General features: G+C 68.1%; 16 protein-coding genes and 1 pseudogene. 13 read left to right on the top strand and 4 right to left on the bottom strand.

The genetic code is table 11. The features are described from left to right. Positions 1–25: 25 nt before the first annotated feature. Positions 26–739, bottom strand: a complete 714-nt coding sequence (locus tag ACO2RJ_RS01820; protein ID WP_423266306.1) for a glutathione S-transferase N-terminal domain-containing protein — start codon at positions 737–739, stop codon at positions 26–28. 226 nt (positions 740–965) lie between these two features. Here ACO2RJ_RS01820 and ACO2RJ_RS01825 point away from each other — a divergent pair, with 226 nt between their 5' ends. From ACO2RJ_RS01825 to ACO2RJ_RS01865, 9 genes and pseudogenes are all read left to right on the top strand, one after another. After that, entirely contained in the window at positions 966–1763 is a 798-nt protein-coding gene (locus ACO2RJ_RS01825) for a DUF4394 domain-containing protein (protein ID WP_423266307.1), read from the top strand. Positions 1764–1927: 164 nt separating this feature from the next. Beyond that, positions 1928–2845, top strand: a complete 918-nt coding sequence (locus ACO2RJ_RS01830) for a LysR family transcriptional regulator (RefSeq protein ID WP_423266308.1) — start codon at positions 1928–1930, stop codon at positions 2843–2845. A gap of 101 nt (positions 2846–2946) precedes the next feature. Next, the gene (locus ACO2RJ_RS01835) at positions 2947–3453 is read left to right on the top strand and encodes a formate dehydrogenase subunit gamma (protein WP_423266309.1); all 507 of its coding nucleotides are present in this window, start codon (positions 2947–2949) and stop codon (positions 3451–3453) included. Beyond that, positions 3450–5015, top strand: coding sequence for a formate dehydrogenase beta subunit (locus ACO2RJ_RS01840; protein WP_423266310.1), 1566 nt, complete (start codon positions 3450–3452; stop codon positions 5013–5015). The genes ACO2RJ_RS01835 and ACO2RJ_RS01840 overlap by 4 nt, the downstream gene beginning before the upstream one ends. A gap of 10 nt (positions 5016–5025) precedes the next feature. Beyond that, positions 5026–7866: a formate dehydrogenase subunit alpha gene (gene fdhF / locus ACO2RJ_RS01845; RefSeq protein WP_423266311.1), complete on the top strand. Its 2841-nt coding sequence runs from the start codon at positions 5026–5028 to the stop codon at positions 7864–7866. Between the two features lie 63 nt (positions 7867–7929). Then, positions 7930–8352, top strand: coding sequence for a hypothetical protein (locus tag ACO2RJ_RS01850; protein ID WP_423266312.1), 423 nt, complete (start codon positions 7930–7932; stop codon positions 8350–8352). After that, positions 8352–9197, top strand: coding sequence for a formate dehydrogenase accessory sulfurtransferase FdhD (gene fdhD / locus ACO2RJ_RS01855; RefSeq protein WP_423266313.1), 846 nt, complete (start codon positions 8352–8354; stop codon positions 9195–9197). The genes ACO2RJ_RS01850 and fdhD overlap by 1 nt, the downstream gene beginning before the upstream one ends. Positions 9198–9199: 2 nt before the next feature. Further along, positions 9200–9460, top strand: a pseudogene (locus ACO2RJ_RS01860) (formate dehydrogenase subunit delta); the annotation flags it as partial. A 174-nt stretch (positions 9461–9634) separates the two neighbouring features. Next, the gene (locus ACO2RJ_RS01865) at positions 9635–10366 is read left to right on the top strand and encodes a phosphatase PAP2 family protein (RefSeq protein ID WP_423266314.1); all 732 of its coding nucleotides are present in this window, start codon (positions 9635–9637) and stop codon (positions 10364–10366) included. 6 nt (positions 10367–10372) lie between these two features. On the opposite strand, the gene ACO2RJ_RS01870 is transcribed toward ACO2RJ_RS01865, so the two are convergent. Next, a complete protein-coding gene (locus ACO2RJ_RS01870; RefSeq protein WP_423266315.1) occupies positions 10373–10810 on the bottom strand; it encodes an acyl-CoA thioesterase in 438 nt (145 codons plus the stop codon). A gap of 185 nt (positions 10811–10995) precedes the next feature. Between ACO2RJ_RS01870 and ACO2RJ_RS01875 the strand changes: the two genes are divergently transcribed. From ACO2RJ_RS01875 to ACO2RJ_RS01885, 3 genes are read left to right on the top strand one after another with little or no spacing between them, the layout of a single operon-like run. Next, a complete protein-coding gene (locus tag ACO2RJ_RS01875) occupies positions 10996–11937 on the top strand; it encodes a DMT family transporter (protein WP_423266316.1) in 942 nt (313 codons plus the stop codon). Positions 11938–11980: 43 nt separating this feature from the next. Further along, entirely contained in the window at positions 11981–12835 is an 855-nt protein-coding gene (gene thiD / locus ACO2RJ_RS01880; protein ID WP_423266317.1) for a bifunctional hydroxymethylpyrimidine kinase/phosphomethylpyrimidine kinase, read from the top strand. A 51-nt stretch (positions 12836–12886) separates the two neighbouring features. Beyond that, positions 12887–13495, top strand: a complete 609-nt coding sequence (locus tag ACO2RJ_RS01885) for a helix-turn-helix domain-containing protein (protein ID WP_423266318.1) — start codon at positions 12887–12889, stop codon at positions 13493–13495. Between the two features lie 41 nt (positions 13496–13536). On the opposite strand, the gene ACO2RJ_RS01890 is transcribed toward ACO2RJ_RS01885, so the two are convergent. Next, entirely contained in the window at positions 13537–15573 is a 2037-nt protein-coding gene (locus ACO2RJ_RS01890; protein ID WP_423266319.1) for a hypothetical protein, read from the bottom strand. A 101-nt stretch (positions 15574–15674) separates the two neighbouring features. Further along, the gene (locus ACO2RJ_RS01895; RefSeq protein ID WP_423266320.1) at positions 15675–16580 is read right to left on the bottom strand and encodes a fumarylacetoacetate hydrolase family protein; all 906 of its coding nucleotides are present in this window, start codon (positions 16578–16580) and stop codon (positions 15675–15677) included. 302 nt (positions 16581–16882) lie between these two features. On the opposite strand from ACO2RJ_RS01895, the gene ACO2RJ_RS01900 reads away from it, so the two are divergent. Beyond that, positions 16883–18235, top strand: a complete 1353-nt coding sequence (locus ACO2RJ_RS01900) for an OmpP1/FadL family transporter (protein WP_423266321.1) — start codon at positions 16883–16885, stop codon at positions 18233–18235. Positions 18236–18292 lie beyond the last annotated feature (57 nt).

Genomic DNA, 18292 nt, shown 5'->3' on the forward strand with positions numbered 1-18292 from the left:
CGAACGCTCGTTCCGGCGTTCGTCCTCAGGCGCGTCGGGCGCGCTGTCCGAAGAGCACCTTCTGAGCCTCCTTGTCGGTCGCGAGATCCGCCTTGGGCTGGTCGACCGCGACCGCGAGGCCGCGCGCGACGGCCGGCCGCGCCAGCATCGTGTCGAGCCAGCGCTTGACGTTCGGCGTCTCCGCGATGTCCTGGCCCTGCTTTTCCCACAGCTTGGCCCAGCCGACGATCGCCATGTCCGCGATCGAGTAGTCGCCGCAGACATAGTCCCGGTCCTTCAAGCGCTCATCCAGCACGCCGTAGAGGCGATGGCCCTCATTGACGTAGCGGTCGATCGCGTAAGGGATCTTCTCCGGCGCATAGTTCAGGAAGTGATGAATCTGGCCGAGCATGGGACCGAATCCGCCCATCTGCCAGAACAGCCATTCGTCCACCTCCTGACGCCTGCGCTCGTCCGCCGGATAGAACTTGCCGGTCTTCCGGCCGAGATATTGCAGGATCGCGCCGGATTCGAAGACCGAGATCGGCTGGCCTCCGGGCCCCGCCGGGTCGACGATCGCCGGCATCTTGTTGTTGGGCGAGATCTTCAGGAAGTCGGGCTTGAACTGGTCGCCCTTGCCGATGTTGACCGGAACGATCCGGTAGGGCAGGGCGCATTCCTCCAGCATGATCGTGATCTTCCAGCCGTTCGGCGTCGGCCAGTAGTAGAGATCGATCGGCGGGATCAAGGCTTCAGCCATGGCGTGTGTCCTGAATGTTGGCGCGCAGCGTGCGCGAAGCCCGGGCGAGGGTGTCGGGCTCCAAGGTAGTCAGCCGCGTAGGCGCGGCAAGGCGCGAAACGCGCCGCCTGTCCGTCGCAATCACGCAAACGGCATTCGGCGGGCCGCACCCGGACAGGTCGACGGCGGGTACCGGGTGTGAAGCGTCGAACCCGCGGCGCGTCAAACCGACAAAGGGAACGCCGCCATGACGCCTTTCGCACGATCCGCCATCGCCCTCGCCGCTTGCTCCGCGAGCGCCTTATGCGCCGCGCCCGCCGCCGCCGAGAGCCTGATCGCGCTCTCCGGCGCCAAAAGCCTCACGGTGATCGATCCCGATAGCCTCAAGACCACCGCCAAGATGGATGTGACCGGGGTCGAATCGCTCGTCGGCGTGGATGTCCGGCCGGCGGACGGCATGCTCTACGGGCTGACCGCGACGGGGGACATCGTCACAATCGACATGAAGACCGGCGCAGCGGCCAAGAAGAGCGCGCTGAGCGAAAAGCTGGCCGACGGCGCGACCGTGACCGTCGACTTCAATCCGGCCGCCGACCGTCTGCGCGTGATGACCGACAAGGGCGTGAATCTCCGCGTCAATGTCGATGACGGCAAGGCGACCGTCGACGGTCCGTTGAAGTTCGCGGAAAAGGACATGCACAAGGGCGAGACGCCGAACGTCGTCGCCGGGGCCTACACGAATTCGATCACCGGCAAGAAGCCCGAAAAGACCGCGCTCTACGACATCGACGCGACGATTCCCGCGCTGCTGATGCAGGCGCCGCCGAACGACGGCGTCCTCTCGGCGATCGGAAAGCTCGGCGTGTCGATTTCGGGACCGGTCGCCTTCAACATCGTCACGGGAGACGACGGCGCGACCGCGGCCTGGCTCGTGACCGGCGGCGCGCTTTATTCGGTCGATCTCGCGACGGGCAAGACGCGCGAGGCCGGCAAACTCGACGTGGCGGGCGACATCATCGACATCGCGTGGGCGCCCGCAAAGTAACGCTCAGGCGAGAAGGGCGGAGCGCGGCCGGACGAGGCCGCCGCTCCGCCCTTGCCCCTGCGACGTCGGGGCGTGGGGCCGTCAAGTCGATGGCGGGTGCGTTTGGCCGCCCGGACCGCTATTCTGTCCGGGTCTGACGCAAAGCGTCGCCTTTCGGACCGATCATGCTCGACAAACTGGACTTTCTGCTTGCGCTCGCCCAGGAGCGCCATTTCGGGCGGGCCGCCGAGGCCTGCGGCGTGACGCAACCGACGCTTTCGGCCGGCGTCAAGCAGCTCGAGGACACGCTGGACGTCCGTCTGGTTGAGCGCGGCTCGCGGTTTCACGGGTTCACGCCCGAGGGCGAACGCACGCTGGAATGGGCGCGCCGCATCGTCGGCGACGCCCGCGCGATGCGGCAGGACATCGACGCGCTGAAACGCGGCGTGGTCGGCCATCTCCGGATCGCGGCGATCCCGACGGCTCTGCCGATGGTGGCCCAACTCACCACGCCGTATCGCGCCCGCCACCCCGACGTGCGCTTCACGATCCTGAGCCGGACCTCGCTTGAGATCGGCACGGCGCTCGACAATCTCGAGATCGACGCGGGGATCACCTATCTCGACAACGAACCGATCGGGCGCGTCTCGGCCGTCCCGATCTGGCGAGAGGGCTACCGTCTGATCACGGCGGCAGACGGCGTGCTGGGAGACCGCGAGGTCGTCACCTGGCGCGAGGTCGGACGGGTGCCCCTCTGTCTGCTCACGCCCGACATGCAGAACCGCCGGATCATCGAGGGCCTGCTGCGCGAGGCCGGCGCGGCGCCCGCGCCGACCCTCGAGTCGAATTCGACCGTCGTGCTGTTCACCCACGTTCGCACGGGGGCCTGGGCGAGCGTCATGCCCCAGACCTTCGGGGAGGTGATGGGGCTGCCGCCGAACGTGCGGTCGATTCCGATCGTGGAGCCGGAGGTGGTGCACACCGTCGGGCTTGTGGTGCCGCATCGCGATCCGATGACTCCGGCGACAAAGGCCCTGGTGAGCGAGGCGCGGGCGCTGGCGGCGAAGCAAGGACTCCAGGCCTCCGTCCGCGCCGAGGAGTGATAGAAGTCGTCTATCAAGCGACGGGACGCGCCCATTGATCCGGAGGTAATTGAGGCCCACATTTCCCGATAAGAAGAATTCTATTTGGAGGGAGCGCGGCCATGTCGACCGGCTCAGTGGGATACGCCGCCGCACGCGGTCGGCACGAGGCGTGGAGCCCCGCCCGCGGTTCGGAGATCATCGCAGAACACATCGCTCTCGAAGGAGCGACGATGCCGATTCTGCATGCCTTCCAGGAGGCCTTCGGCTACGTCCCCCAGGACGCGGTGCCGATGGTCGCGGACGCGCTGAACCTCTCGCGCGCGGAAGTGCACGGCACCTTGACCTTTTATCACGATTTCCGGCACGAGCCGGCCGGCAAGCACATCGTCAAGGTGTGCGTGGCGGAAGCCTGCCAGGCCGCGGGCGGGCACGTCACGTCGGCGGCGGTCGCCCAGGCCCTCGACTGCGGCTTTGGCGAGACCCGGCCCGACGGGCAGGTGACGCTGGAGCCGATCTACTGCCTCGGCCTCTGTTCCTGCGCGCCCGCGGCGATGGTGAACGGCCAGCTGGTCGGCCGCCTCGACGACGAGGCGATCGCCGAGATCGCTGCGGAGTGCCGGTCTTGAGCGCGCCGAAAATCTATGTGCCCGGCGACGCCGCCGCGGTCGCGCTCGGCGCGGACCGGGTGGCGAAGGCGTTCGCCGAGGCGTTCCAGGCGCGCGGACTGGACGTCCAGATCGTGCGGAACGGCTCGCGCGGGATGCACTGGCTCGAACCGCTCGTCGAGGTCGTGACGCCGTTCGGCCGCCGCGTCGGCTACGGTCCCGTCAAGCCGCGCGACGTGGAGACGCTCATCGACGGCGGCCTGCTCGAAGGGCAGGGCGGGACGCTCTCGCTCGGCAACGTCGAGAAGATCCCGTTTTTCGCGCGGCAGCAGCGCTTCACCTTCGCGCGCTGCGGAATCGTCGATCCGACGTCGATCGACGACTACAAGGCGCATGACGGATACAAGGGCCTGGAGCGCGCCATCGAGCTCGGCGCTCCGGCGACCGTCGAGGAGGTCTTCGACTCCGGGCTGCGCGGGCGGGGCGGCGCGGGCTTTCCGACCGGCATCAAATGGCGAACCGTCGCGCAGACGCCGCCCCAGCAGAAATACATCGTCTGCAACGCCGACGAGGGCGACAGCGGCACCTTCGCCGATCGCATGATCATGGAGGGCGACCCCTTCACGCTCATCGAGGGCATGACGATCGCCGGCCTCGCCGTCGGCGCGACCAAGGGCTACGTGTACTGCCGCTCGGAATATCCGCACGCCATCGCCGCCATGAACAAGGCCGTGCAGGCGGCGCGCCGGGCCGGCTATCTCGGCTCGAGGGTGGCCGGCTCGGACTATGATTTCGACATGGAGGTCCGCGTCGGGGCAGGGGCGTATGTGTGCGGCGAGGAGACGTCGCTGCTCGAAAGCCTCGAGGGAAAGCGCGGTCTCGTCCGCGCCAAACCGCCTTTGCCGGCGCATAAGGGGCTGTTCGGCAAGCCGACCGTCATCAACAACGTCGTGTCGCTCTGCTCGGTCCCCTTCATTCTCGCGAACGGCGCCAAGGCGTATGCGGAGGTCGGGTTCGGCCGGTCGCGCGGCACCATGCCGATCCAGCTCGCCGGCAACATCAAATATGGCGGCCTGTTCGAGGTCGCCTTCGGCATCACGCTCGGCGAACTGGTGGACGACGTCGGCGGCGGCACGTTCACCGGTCGTCCCGTCCGGGCGGTGCAGGTCGGCGGTCCGCTCGGGGCCTATTTCCCGCGGGCGCTGTTCGGCACCGAATTCGACTACGAGGCTTTCGCGAAGAAGGACGGCCTGATCGGCCATGGCGGCGTCGTCGTGTTCGACGAGTCCGTCGACATGGCCCGGCAGGCGCGCTTCGCGATGGAGTTCTGCGCGATCGAGAGCTGCGGCAAGTGCACCCCCTGCCGCATCGGGTCGACGCGCGGCGTCGAGACTTTGGACAAGGTGATCGCGGGCCAGGACCGCGAACGTAATCTGCAGGTCGTCGAAGACCTGTGCCACACCATGAAGCTCGGCTCACTGTGCGCGCTCGGCGGCTTCACCCCTTATCCCGTGATGAGCGCGATCACCCATTTCCCCGAAGACTTCGGACGCGGCGCCGCCCTGTCCGAAGCGGCGGAATGAGGAGGAACCCATGGCCCTCATCCAGGAAATCGATTTCGGCACCCCCGCCTCTCCGGCGGAGAAGCGGGTGACGCTCACCATCGACGGCCAGAAGGTCTCGGTGCCCGAGGGCACCTCGATCATGCGGGCCGCGATGGAGCTCAACAACGAGATCCCGAAGCTCTGCGCGACGGACTCGGTGGAGGCCTACGGCTCCTGCCGGCTCTGCCTCGTCGAGATCGAGGGCCGCAACGGCACGCCGGCCTCGTGCACCACGCCGGTCGCCGACGGCATCGTGGTCAAGACCCAGACGCCGCGGCTGAAGCAGCTGCGCAAGGGGGTGATGGAGCTTTACATCTCCGATCACCCGCTCGACTGCCTGACCTGTTCGGCGAACGGCGACTGCGAACTGCAGGACATGGCCGGCGTCGTGGGTCTGCGCGAGGTCCGGTATGGCTATGAGGGCGAGAACCACATCGTCTCCAAGAAGGACGAGTCGAACCCCTACTTCACCTACGATCCTTCGAAATGCATCGTCTGCTCGCGCTGCGTCCGGGCCTGCGAGGAGGTGCAGGGCACCTTCGCGCTGACGATCTCCGGCCGCGGCTTCGACAGCCGCGTGTCCGCCGGCATGGACGAGCCGTTCATCACCTCCGAATGCGTCTCCTGCGGCGCCTGCGTGCAGGCCTGTCCGACCGCGACCCTTCAGGAGAAGTCGGTCGCCGAGATCGGCACGCCCGAGCACTCGGTCGTCACCACCTGCGCCTATTGCGGCGTCGGCTGCACCTTCAAGGCCGAGATGCGCGGCGACGAGCTCGTGCGCATGATGCCGTACAAGGACGGCAAGGCGAACCACGGCCACTCCTGCGTGAAGGGCCGCTTCGCTTATGGTTACGCCCAGCACAAGGACCGCATCCTCAAGCCGATGATCCGCGCCCAGATCACGGATCCGTGGCGTGAGGTCTCCTGGGAAGAGGCGATCGAGCACACGGCGTCGGAGTTCAAGCGCATCCAGGGCCAGTACGGCCGGTCGTCGATCGGCGGCATCACCTCCTCGCGCTGCACCAACGAAGAGACCTACCTCGTCCAGAAGCTGGTCCGCGCCGGCTTCGGCAACAACAATGTCGACACCTGCGCCCGCGTTTGCCATTCGCCGACCGGCTACGGCCTGAAGACCGCCTTCGGCACGTCGGCCGGCACGCAGGACTTCGATTCGGTCGAGCAGTCCGACGTGATCCTCGTCATCGGGGCGAACCCGACCGACGGTCATCCCGTGTTCGCGAGCCGCATGAAAAAGCGTCTGCGCCAGGGCGCGAAGCTGATCGTCATCGATCCGCGCCGCATCGACCTCGTGAAGAGCCCGCATATCCGCGCGGAGTATCATCTGCCGCTGAAGCCCGGCACCAACGTCGCGATCGTGACGGCGATGGCCCACGTCATCGTGACCGAAGGCCTGATCAACGAACAGTTCGTGCGCGAGCAGGGCGACCTCGAGACCTTCCAGCCCTGGGCCGAGTTCGTGGCCGAGGAGCGTAACTCGCCCGAGGCGACCGAACTCGTCACCGGCGTGCCCGCCAGTCTCGTCCGCGAGGCCGCCCGGCTCTACGCCACCGGCGGGAACGCGGCGATCTATTACGGTCTCGGCGTCACGGAGCACAGCCAGGGTTCGACGACCGTGCTCGCGATCGCGAACCTCGCCATGGCGACCGGCAATATCGGCCGCGAAGGCGTCGGCGTGAACCCGCTGCGCGGGCAGAACAATGTGCAGGGCTCGTGCGACATGGGCTCGTTCCCGCACGAATATCCCGGCTACCGCCACGTCTCCGACGACCAGACCCGCGAAGTGTTCGAGAAGCTGTGGGGCGTGCCGCTCGATCCGGAGCCGGGTCTGCGCATTCCGAACATGCTGGACGCCGCCGTCGACGGCACCTTCAAGGGCCTCTACGTGCAGGGCGAAGACATCGCCCAGTCCGATCCGGACGCCAAGCACGTCATCGGCGGCCTCAAGGCGATGGAATGCGTCGTCGTGCAGGATCTCTTCCTGAACGAGACCGCAAATTACGCCCATATCTTCCTGCCGGGCTGCTCCTTCCTCGAAAAGGACGGCACCTTCACCAACGCCGAGCGTCGCATTCAGCGCGTGCGCAAGGTGATGGCGCCGAAGAACGGCTACGCCGACTGGGAGGTCACCCTGCTGATCGCCAAGGCGATGGGCTATGAAATGAACTACGAGCACCCGTCCGAGATCATGGACGAGGTGGCCGCCACGACGCCGAGCTTCGCCGGCGTGTCGTTCGACAAGCTCGACAAGCTCGGCTCGATCCAGTGGCCGTGCAATGAGAAGGCGCCCGAGGGCACTCCGACGATGCACATCGGCGGCTTCGTGCGCGGCAAGGGCAACTTCGTCATCACGGAGTATGTCGGCACGGATGAAAAGGTCGGGCCGCGCTTCCCGCTTCTGCTCACCACCGGCCGTATCCTCAGCCAGTACAATGTCGGCGCGCAGACCCGCCGCACGGAGAACTCGCGCTGGCACGAGGAGGATCGTCTTGAGATCCACTCGGTCGACGCCGAGGATCGCGGCATCCGCGACGGCGACTGGGTGACACTGCGCAGCCGCGCCGGCGAGACATCCTTGCGCGCGCTGATCACCGACCGCGTCGCGCCGGGCGTCGTCTACACGACCTTCCACCACCCGAGCACCCAGGCGAACGTCATCACCACCGACTTCTCCGACTGGGCGACCAACTGTCCGGAATACAAGGTGACCGCGGTGCAGGTGGCGCCTTCGAACGGTCCGTCCGCGTGGCAGGAGGAGTATGAGGAGCACTCGAAGCTCAGCCGCCGCATCACGGCGGAAGCGGCCGAGTAATCTTGGATCGGCATCCCGGACGGCGCGTCAGCGTCGATCCGGGATCGCATTCAGGATAAGACGATGATTGATCTGAGAGACGTCTGGCTTCCCCAGATCATCGCCTACGCCAAGTTTATCGAAGAGGATGGAGCGGTCCGCGCTGCCTGGATCGACGGCGACCGGTCCCAGACGTCAGTCACTGACTTCGACGAACTTATGGAGCAGGTTTTCGGCGATGCGGATGCCAAGGAGCAGCTAAAACTGGCGGTTGTCGAGTTCGGTGACGACGCGATGCTTGTGATGCGGCTTGCGGAGTTTATCGAAGGACTTGAATGCGTGGACCGCGTGGTCGTGGACACGGAGATCGACAGCGATCCCGCCAAGATTTTGGCTCTGCCGGAGTGGTTGTCGCTGCGTGATCGTTCACGGCAACTGAGAGTGTACGCCGAGCTGCATGGCTATCGGGCGCCATCCAGAGACAGCATGATTGGCCTTCAGAACTGATGGTGAAGATCTCTTCCCCCGTCGTTCGCATCTCCCGCGCCGTCTGGCGCGACGGCGCGTTGCGCGACACGTCGGAGCGCGCGACGCCGGAAGAGACGCCGATCGCGCTGGTCTATGACGGCTCGACGCAAGCCGTGATGATGGCGACCCCGCAGGACGTCGAGGACTTCGCCGTCGGCTTCAGCCTGACCGAAGGGATCGTCGCGGACGCCGGGCAAATCGAGAGCCTCGAGATCGTCGCCCACGAACTCGGGCTCGAGGCCCGCATGTGGCTCGCCAAGGACCCATCCCGGAGTCTCGGTTCGCGTCGCCGCAGTCTCGCCGGCCCGACCGGGTGCGGCCTGTGCGGCGTCGACAGCCTCGAGCAGGCCGTGAAGCCGGCCCGTCATGTCGTGGCGGACGCTCGGTTTTCGGCGACCGACATCCACGCCGCGCTCGACGCCCTGTCGCGCGCCCAGACGCTGAATTTCGAGACCCGCGCCGTCCACGGCGCCGGCTTTTATCTGCCCGCCGCAGGGCTCGTCGCGGCGCGCGAGGACGTCGGCCGCCACAATGCGCTCGACAAGCTCGCCGGTTGTCTCGCCCGTTCCGGGACGGACGCCTCGGACGGCTTCGTCGTGCTGTCGAGCCGGGTGTCCTTCGAAATGGTGCAGAAGGCCGCAGTCATCGGCGTCGGCCTCTTGGTCGCCGTCTCGGCCCCGACGGCTCTTGGCGTCCGCATGGCGGAGGAGGCGGGGATCACTCTGGTCGCCATCGCCCGCGACGACGGCTTCGAAGTCTTCACCCATCCGCATCGCGTCAGCGACGGCGCGGCGGCGTCCGCCGCGCGTCCAGGAGCAGCATGACCATGAGCCAGCCGGCCGCCGCGCATCACGACGAAGAGCACGCGCACAAGACGACGCTCGACCGCCTGATCTACATGGGCAACCAGATCGGCTGGTTTTTCAGGAGCCAGCCCGAGGGCAAGCGGGTGCCGGGCATCCTCGACCATATCCAGCATTTTTGGGACCCGCGGATGCGCGCCGAGATCTTCCGGCACATCGACGAGACCGGCGGAACCGGCCTCGAGCCGGAGGTGCGCCAGGCGCTGGTCGAGCTCAAGCAGGCGGCCGAAGGCAAACGCGCCACGCGTGGCGAGGCCGAGAAGGTCGAGACCGGCCAGCAGCGCGCCGGCGAGGCGCCGCCGGAGGTCACCAAGGAAGGTCTGGGCTGAGCGCGCTGGCTCTTTCCGCGCCGCGGCCTATCTCGCTCGTCTGACATACGGGCGAGGAGCTTCAGCCGCGTGAGCGTCGACGACAAACCGCTGTTCTCCTTCCCGCGCTGGACGCCGTCCTGGCAATTGCCGGAGTTCGCGCCGCTGGTCGCGTTCTGCGCCTGCGCAGGCCTCGCCTTCGCCTTTGTGCACATCGCCGACGAGATGGCCGAGGGCGAGACGCGCGCCTTCGACGACGCGGTGCTGCTTGCGCTGCGCGCGCCCGGCGATCTGAAGCGACCGATCGGCCCCCAATGGCTCGAAGCCGCGATGATCGACGTGACGAGTCTCGGCGGCGTCACCGTACTGACGCTGATCGCAGCCCTTGTTGTCAGCTACCTGCTGGTGACCGCCCGCTACGCCAACGCGGCTCTCGTCCTGGCGTCGGTGGCGGGCGGCGCCGTTTTGACCGGCCTTCTCAAGAACGCCTTCGCGCGCCCACGGCCGGAACTCGTCGACCATCTCGTGACGGTGCATTCGCTGAGCTTTCCGAGCGGCCACGCCATGGCCTCGGCGGTCACCTACCTCACCTTGGGGGCGCTGCTCGCGCGCACCGAACGGCGCCGGACGGTGCGCGGCTTCATCTTCGCGGTCGCGGGGTTCCTCACGCTGCTGATCGGCGTCAGCCGCGTGTTCCTCGGCGTGCATTACCCGACCGACGTGCTCGCGGGCTGGAGCCTCGGCGCGGCCTGGGCGCTCGCCTGCTGGATCGTGGCGCGCTGGTTGCGGCCGAAAGACAACGAGACCGAACGCGGCTCCTGAGAGCCGTCAGACCGGCGGCCTGAGGCGTTCGAACGCCTCCCGCCACACGGCGGGCCACACGCGAGGGGTCTGGCTGTCGCGGTCTATGCAGACATGGACGAAGCGTCCCTGCGCTCTCGGCTCAGATTCGCCCTCGCCGAACAGGCCGATCCTCCAGGTCACGCTGGTGCGGCCGACTGCGGCGACCGCAAGCCCGCTTTCGACGATCTCCGGGAAGGAGAACGCCTTGAAGTACGCGCAGTCGCTCGCGACGACGTAGATCCGAACGTCGCCGTCGGCCGCTCCGAGCGCCTGCGCCTGCAGCAGATAGGCCGTGATGGTGGTGTCGAAGAAGCTGTAGTAGAGCGCGTTGTTGACGTGGCCATAGACGTCGTTGTCCGCCCAACGCGTCGTGAGGCGATGGTGGAAACCATAGGCCGACCGGGGCAGCGCCTGCGGTTTCATGATCAGGCTCCGGGACAAGGGGCGCGCCGAGGCCTAGCGGCTCGATCCGGCCGGGGCAAGCCGCCATGCGGGGCAGCGTCCCGCAGCGGAGTCTTCTAAAAGACTGAGAGCGTGCTAGGAGGTCGCCGCGCGCCGGCTACGGCCGCGACCGCCCTCGCCAGCAACGCCTGTTCCCCCCGCCCTGCATGTATCTCGGCATCGCCTTCAAACTGATCTCCGCCTTGCTGTTCACGGTGATGGCGGCGCTCATCCGCGCCGTGGGCCACGACGCGCCGACGGGGGAGATCGTGTTCGCGCGCTCGTTCTTCGCGCTCGCGCCGCTGCTCGCCTGGCTCGCCTGGCGCGGCGCGATCCGCTCGGCGCTCGCGACCAGGCGGCCGCTCGGCCACATGCTGCGGGGCCTCGTGGGCGTCGGGTCGATGTTCTGCCTGTTCGCGGCGCTCGCGCGCCTGCCGCTGCCGGACGCGACCGTCCTCGGATACGCCGCCCCTCTGATCACCGTTGTGTTCGCCGCCGTCCTGCTCCGCGAGCGCATCCACGCAATTCGCTGGACGGCGGTCGCGGTCGGCCTTGTCGGCGTGGTGGTCATGCTGTGGCCGCAGCTTCGTTCTGGCGCGCTGGCGGACGTCGTCACGGGGAAGGGGCCTGTCGACGAGACCGCGGCCGGCGTCGCCTTCGCCCTCGGCGCCACCGTGCTCACGGCGAGCGCCATGATCCAGATCCGCCGCCTGACCCAGACCGAAGGCACCGGCGCCATCGTCTTCTACTTTTCGATCTGGTCCGCGGTGATCGGGCTCGCGACCCTGCCGTTCGGTTGGGTCTGGCCGGACGTCCGCATCGCCGCGCTGCTGGTGGGCGTCGGCGTGGTCGGCGGCGTCGCGCAGATCTTCCTCACGGAAAGCTACCGGCTCGCCGACGCCTCGCTGATCGCGCCCTTCGAATATTCCACCATCCTATGGGCGCTCGCGATCGGCTTCCTCGCCTTCGGCGACCTGCCCTCGGGCTGGACGCTGGTGGGCGGGGCGATCGTCGTCATGTCGAGCGTCGCGGTGGTGATCCGCGAGCGCCAGCTCGGCATCAAGCGGGCGCGCGTGCGAAAGGCGAGCCCGCCGTCGCCGATGGCCTGACGCGGCTCTTGGCTCGGGCTCCGGCCCTCGCTATCACCGCCCAATGACCACGCCGATCGCGCTGACCATCGCAGGCTCGGACTCCTCCGGCGGCGCCGGAATCCAGGCCGACCTCAAGACGTTTTCCGCGCTCGGGGTCTACGGCGCCTCGGCGCTGGTGGCCTTGACCGCGCAGAACACCCGCGGCGTCACGGCGATCCACGACGCGCCGCCGGATTTCATCTCAGCCCAGATCGACGCCGTCATGAGCGATCTCGCGGTGGACGCGGTGAAGATCGGCATGGTGTCGCGCTCCGACTCGATCGCGGCGGTCGCCGACAGCCTCCTGCGGCATGGCGCGACGAGGATCGTGATCGACCCCGTCATGGTCGCGGCCTCCGGCGCCCGGCTGCTCTCCGAGGATGCGGTCGACACGCTGCGCCGGCGCCTCCTGCCGCTCGCTTTGAATTTGACGCCGAACCTGCCGGAGGCCGCCGCCCTGCTCGACTGCGCGGTCGCGCGCGACGAGCAGGAGATGGCCGAGCAGGGTCGGGCGCTGCGGGCGCTCGGCGCGCGCACGGTCCTGGTCAAGGGCGGTCATGGTTCGGGCGCCGAAAGCGTCGACGTCTTCATCGATGAGGACGACGCCGTGACCCGCTTCGCCGGTCCGCGCCGGCCGACGCGGAACACGCACGGCACCGGCTGCACCCTGTCCTCCGCGATCGCTGCCGGGCTTGCGCGCGGCCTGCCGCTGGTCCAGTCGATCGGGCTCGCCAAAGCCTATGTCGCAGCCGCCATCGCCGCCGCCGACGAGCTCGACGTCGGGTCGGGCCATGGTCCGGTCCATCACTTCGTCGGCCTGTGGCCCGGCGACGGCTCTGCGCCGCCGCGCCTTGCGCGCGGGGACGCCGCCGACTAGGTTCGTCCGGTACGTCGAACAGGCGTTCGAACTACCAAACGGAGGCCGCCGATGGCCGGGCGTGCGCGAACGGATCTCGAGAGCGGCGCGCAGGTCGTCTCGGGGCAGCTCGGGAAGACGGTTCAGCGCCTGCGCAAGGCGTACAACCTCTCCCTGTCTGAGCTCGCGGAGCAGTCCGGGGTCGCGAAGTCGATCATCAGCCAGATCGAACGCAACGAGACCAATCCGACGCTCGCGACGATCTGGCGCCTCAGCCAGGCGCTCGACGTCTCGATCGACCGCGTCCTGGCGTCGGCCGACGACGAGCCCTTCGTCGAGAAGCTCAGCAGCGCCGACACGCCGATGCTGGCCTCGCATGACGGCAAGTTCAGGCTCGCGATCATCGGCTGGATCAAGACCGTCGAGTGGCTGCAGTGGTACGACGTCTCCGCCGACCCCGGCGGGTCGCTCGAATCCGACGCGCACCAGCGCGGATCGATCGAATGTCTGTCGGTCCACGCCGGCGAGGCCGAGGTGGAGATCGGCGGACATGTTGAGAGCGTGAAGGCCGGCGAGACGCTGCGCTACCGCTGCGATCGGCCCCATGTCATTCGCGTCGTCGGGAAACAGCCGATGCGGGCGACGATGGTCTGCATCATGAAGGCTGCCGTGATGGATTGACCGCGCTCGCCGATCAGCGGGCGCGGTCCATCCCGCCCGGTTCAGGCGATCGTGAAGTCCGACGCGGACAGCGCCAGCCCCGGCTGCAGTTCGGCGAACTTGACGGCCGAAAAGTCCTCGCCCGAGCCGTCCCGGTCGAACAGCAGAGCGCCGCTCGCCTGGTCGTAGATCACGCGGTCCTCAGCGTCCCGCGCGACGACGCCGAACGTGAAGGCGTCGTCGGAGAGCGCGCCGACGGCCAGATCGAGGAAGACGGCGTCGTCGAGCCGGAGCGTGTCGCGTCCGGTCGCGAAGTCGGTGATCACGTCAGCCTGGCCGCGGGCGAGCGAGGTCGTGAAGGCGAACACGTCTTCGCCGGAGCCGCCGGTCATCGTGTCCGCGCCGCGGCCGCCGATGAGGGTATCGTTCCCGGCTCCCGCTCTCAGCACGTCTTCGCCGGCCGCGCCGGTCAGCCGGTTGTCGAAGGCGTTGCCGACCAGGGCGCCGCCTTGGGCGGACATGAGCCGCATCGCCTCGATCTCTTCGCCCGCCGCGAGACGAAAGGACGACCCGACCAGGACCGTGTCGTGACCGCTCCCCGCCGCCTCGTGCACGACGTCCGCGAGACCGTTGACGAGATAGACGTCGTCGCCGTCGCCGCCCGCCAAAGTGTCTGCGCCGCCGGCGCCGTCGAGCCGGTTCGCGCCGTCGTCGCCGGAGATGCGGTCGCCGACGCGGGAGCCAGTCACGTTTTCGAAGCCTTCGACCCCGCCGGCCCCCGTGGCCTCGCCGGAGGCGAGCTCGACCGTCACGGGCCGGGTGAAGCCGCCATAGGACAGCGTGTCGACGCCGTCGCCGCCGATCGATAGCCCGACGATCCTCGATCCGTCCGCGATCGACAGATGATTGTCTCCCGAGCCGAATTCGACGGCGACCCCGTCGCCTCCGCGGATCAGGCCGGCGTTCTCGATCGCGTCGTCGAGGCTGCTGACGATCTTGATCGCCGCGCCCGAGCCGGCCGTGATCGTCCCGTGATTGACGACCTCCGTCAGGAACGGCGCGTTACCGCGCGAACTGTCGTCGATGAGAATGCCGAGGCCGGCGCCGGCGATCGTCGCTCCGGCGAAGTTTTCGATCACGCCGCCGCCGGCGGCGATGCCCTCGGCGGTGTTGGCGAAGCCGTCGGAGCCGTTGCCGCCTGCGCCCGTGCCGCGAATGACGCCGTAGTTCTGGATGGTCGCGAAGCCGTCGACGTCCACGCCGTCGCCGTCGCCGTCGTTGATCCCGTCCGGACCCCCGCCGTCTTCCGCTCCGGGCGTCGAGCCGTTGGTGTCCGATCCTTCCGAATCGCTGAAGGCGCCGATGATGCTCCCGCGGTTGATCACGGTCGCGGACCCGTCGGAGCCGACGCCGGAGCCGTTGTGTCCGACGATCCGCGCGCCCGCTCCGTTGACGACGGTGATCGTGGTGCCCTCGTCGGCGTTGACGCCGTGGCGGTCGCCGTAGATCAGGGCGCCGGGCGCGTCGTTCCGGATCCAGCCGGAGGCGCCTTCCTCGAACTGCACGCCGTCCACGCTGCCGTCGTAACCGTCGGCGCGACCGCCGCCGATGATCCCTGCGTTGACGATCTCGGTGAACGAACCGATCCGCACGCCGTCATTGGTTTCGCCGATGATCTTGCCGGCGTTCGCCAGATCCAGAACGAAATCGCCGCCGGCGTCGGCGAGGTCGAGCGCCTGGCCGGCGTCCGAGACGATCTCCGCGCCCTCGGCGTTGTCGATGGTGAGCCGGCCCGCGGCGAGCGTGCCGTCCTGGATCTGGACCGCGTCGTTCGCCGACCGGACGTCGCCGAAATTGGCGATCCGCGCGGTCAGCGCCTCGCCGATCTCAGTCTCGAACCTGATCGCGCGGCCGTCGTCGGCGACGTTCTCGAGGACCCCCCGATTGACGATGAGAGCGCCCTCGGTCGCGGCGCCGAAACGGACCGCCTGGTTCTCATCGCCTACGGAGAAGACGCCGTTCACGCGCAGCGAGTCCGCGCCGCTCATGTCCAGCCGCTCGTTCCGCGTGTCGCTCCGAGCGATCACCGTGTCGACCATGCCGAAATCCCCCTGTTCGACCGGATGAAACTCCGGTCGTTAGCCGACCCGCGTATGGCTCAGGGAGATGACGGCCGGACGACGCCGTCGGCGCGGCTCCTTCAGGAACGGGGAATGTCGAATCCGGACCGGTAGGCGTTCGAGCCGCGGCTGTCCTCGGCGGCCCGGTGCCCGATGACGGTCTGCTCTTGCTCGCCGAGCCCCGTCACGCCGAGGCGCATGACGTCGCCCGCCTTCAGGAAGACTGGCGGATCCATCGCCATGCCGACGCCCGGAGGCGTGCCCGTGGTGACGACGTCGCCGGGGTCGAGCGTCATGAAGGTCGAGATGTAGCTCAGCAGATACGGGATCTTGAAGATCATCGTCGAGGTCGTGCCGGTCTGCATCCGGCGGCCGTTGAGATCGAGATGCATGTCGAGGGCGTCGAGATCGCCGGCTTCGTCGAGCGTCACGAGCCACGGACCGAGCGGGCCGAAGGTGGGGCATCCCTTGCCTTTGGTCCATTGGCCGGAGCGCTCGGTCTGGAAATGGCGCTCGGTGACGTCGTTGCAGATGCAGACGCCGGCGATGTGGCCGAGCGCGTCCTCCTCCGCGACGTTCGACGCCCGGTCGCCGACCACGAAGGCGATTTCGACCTCCCAGTCGACCTTCTGATGCGCCTTGGGCAGCATGACGTCGTCGTTCGGCCCAACGATGCAGTTCGGCGCCTTGTTGAACAGGATCGGCTCGCGCGGGATGCGCAGCCCGGTCTCCGCCGCGTGGTCGGCGTAGTTGAGGCCGACCCCGACGAAATTGCGCACGCCGCCCACGCAGGGGCCGAGCCGCGCTTCGGCAGGCCCTTCCGGCAGGCCCGAAGCGTTCGCGGCCCGAATGCGCTCCAATCCGCGCGCGGTGAGCGCGTCGCCGGCGATGTCCGGCACGACGGCGCTCAGGTCGCGCAGCGTTCCGGACGCGTCGATCAATCCAGGACGCTCGGCGCCCGCTTCTCCGAATCGCACGAGCTTCATGAACCTCTCCCTATTCTTGTTCGCAATCGACGTTGCTCAGTCGTCTTAGGCCATTTCCCCCCGCGCGTTCAGGCTGATGCGCGCGGCAGCCTGAAAATCAGGCGCGACCGCCGGTCGCGGCGCCTTGGTCGTATGCAGGTGTGGTGCTTCGCGGCCACGCTTTGGGCGAAACCGCGGCGCCATTGGGTCAAAATGGTTGCGGGTCGGGCGGGCCGTCCGCAACCTGTCACAAGCGCCGGCCGAAAAAGCGTCGGCGGTTGAACGACCGGCGCTTCCGTAGGGCCGGCGACCTTGGGGACGACATGATGTCGAGCATCGGACTTCGCCGCCGCCACGCCCGCCTCGCCACGGCCGCTTTGACCGTCGCGCTCGCGAGCGGAGCGTCGACGGCGGCCATGGCGGGGGCGTTCGGCCTGCGCGAGCAAAGCGCCACGGGGCAGGGCCTGTCCTTCGCGGGCATGGCGGCGGGCGGCGGCGACAGCATCTCCGGTATGTTCTGGAACCCGGCCGTCGTGAACCAGGTCGAGCATTTCCAGGGCGAGCAGCACATCTCGGCGGTGCTTCCGAGCTCCGACGTCACCGTCAGCGACGCCACCAAGGGCGGGCTGTCGCTCATCACCGGCGGGGCGGCGGCGACGGGAGACGGCGGCGACATCGGCAAGAACGCCGTGTTGGCGTCCGGCTACAACGCCTACCGCCTGAACGACAAGGTCGCGATCGGCCTGTCGATCAACACGCCGTTCGGTCTCGCGACCGATCCGTCGCACGACTGGGCGGGGCAGTTGCTCAACCGCTCGTCCAAGGTCCTCACCGTCAACGCCGCGCCGACCATCGGCTACAAGGTCAACGAGTGGTTCTCAGTCGCGGCGGGCGTCCAGATCCAGTATCTCGACATTCGCCTGCGCCAGGCGCTGGCGATCACGCCCGGCGCGCCCAGCGCGACGCTGCGCGGCGACGACGTCGGGGTCGGCTTCACCGCCGGCTTCACCGTGAAGCCCACCTCCGCGACCGAGATCGGCGTCGGCTTCCGCTCCAAGATCGAACACAATCTCGAAGGCAAGCTGCACGTCTTCAATCCTCTGACGGGCGGCAAGCTCCCGAGCAAGATCAAGGCGGACGTCACCCTCCCCGAAATGGTCTCGGTCGGCGTGCGCCAGCAGGTGACGGACGAGCTCACCTTGCTGGCGGGCGGCGAATGGACAAACTGGAGCCGGCTGTCGACCGTCAAGGTGAAGGCGCGCGGCGGACCGGCCGCGGTGCCGCTGCCCACGCTGCCGTTCAACTACAATGACGGCTGGTTCCTCTCCGGGGGCGCGGAATACAAGTTCACCCCGGCCTTCACCGGTCGGGCCGGCGTCGGCTACGAATGGTCGCCGATCGACGACAAGAACCGCTCGGCCCGCATTCCCGACGACGACCGGTGGTGGCTGTCGGCCGGCGCGTCCTACAAATACAGCGAAAAGATCGCGTTCGACCTCGGCTACTCCTACGTCTTCGTGCCGGGCAAGTCCGACATCAAGGAGGCCTACCCCTCGCCGGTGCCGGCTGCGATCAGCTTCGACGCGAAAGCGAAGTCGGACGTCCACATCGTCTCGGCCGCGCTGCGCTACAAGTTCGGCGGAGAGGCCGCTCCGGTCCTCGTCACCAAGTACTGACGCGTCGCGGGGGCGATGCGTCGGGGAGGGGCCGGCTTCGGGGGAGGCCGGCCCCTC

The organism is Hansschlegelia sp. KR7-227 (genome assembly GCF_049446035.1).
Lineage (GTDB): Bacteria > Pseudomonadota > Alphaproteobacteria > Rhizobiales > Methylopilaceae > Methylopila.

What these genes read in the sequence shown, in the direction of transcription:
- ACO2RJ_RS01825 (WP_423266307.1), top strand. Translation starts at nt 966, where the DNA reads ATGACGCCTTTCGCACGATCCGCCATCGCCCTCGCCGCTTGCTCCGCG.
- ACO2RJ_RS01870 (WP_423266315.1), bottom strand. Translation starts at nt 10,810, where the DNA reads ATGAAACCGCAGGCGCTGCCCCGGTCGGCCTATGGTTTCCACCATCGC.
- fdhD (WP_423266313.1), top strand. Translation starts at nt 8,352, where the DNA reads ATGGTGAAGATCTCTTCCCCCGTCGTTCGCATCTCCCGCGCCGTCTGG.
- ACO2RJ_RS01900 (WP_423266321.1), top strand. Translation starts at nt 16,883, where the DNA reads ATGATGTCGAGCATCGGACTTCGCCGCCGCCACGCCCGCCTCGCCACG.
- thiD (WP_423266317.1), top strand. Translation starts at nt 11,981, where the DNA reads ATGACCACGCCGATCGCGCTGACCATCGCAGGCTCGGACTCCTCCGGC.
- ACO2RJ_RS01885 (WP_423266318.1), top strand. Translation starts at nt 12,887, where the DNA reads ATGGCCGGGCGTGCGCGAACGGATCTCGAGAGCGGCGCGCAGGTCGTC.
- ACO2RJ_RS01850 (WP_423266312.1), top strand. Translation starts at nt 7,930, where the DNA reads ATGATTGATCTGAGAGACGTCTGGCTTCCCCAGATCATCGCCTACGCC.
- ACO2RJ_RS01895 (WP_423266320.1), bottom strand. Translation starts at nt 16,580, where the DNA reads ATGAAGCTCGTGCGATTCGGAGAAGCGGGCGCCGAGCGTCCTGGATTG.
- ACO2RJ_RS01835 (WP_423266309.1), top strand. Translation starts at nt 2,947, where the DNA reads ATGTCGACCGGCTCAGTGGGATACGCCGCCGCACGCGGTCGGCACGAG.
- ACO2RJ_RS01875 (WP_423266316.1), top strand. Translation starts at nt 10,996, where the DNA reads ATGTATCTCGGCATCGCCTTCAAACTGATCTCCGCCTTGCTGTTCACG.
- ACO2RJ_RS01830 (WP_423266308.1), top strand. Translation starts at nt 1,928, where the DNA reads ATGCTCGACAAACTGGACTTTCTGCTTGCGCTCGCCCAGGAGCGCCAT.
- fdhF (WP_423266311.1), top strand. Translation starts at nt 5,026, where the DNA reads ATGGCCCTCATCCAGGAAATCGATTTCGGCACCCCCGCCTCTCCGGCG.
- ACO2RJ_RS01820 (WP_423266306.1), bottom strand. Translation starts at nt 739, where the DNA reads ATGGCTGAAGCCTTGATCCCGCCGATCGATCTCTACTACTGGCCGACG.
- ACO2RJ_RS01890 (WP_423266319.1), bottom strand. Translation starts at nt 15,573, where the DNA reads ATGGTCGACACGGTGATCGCTCGGAGCGACACGCGGAACGAGCGGCTG.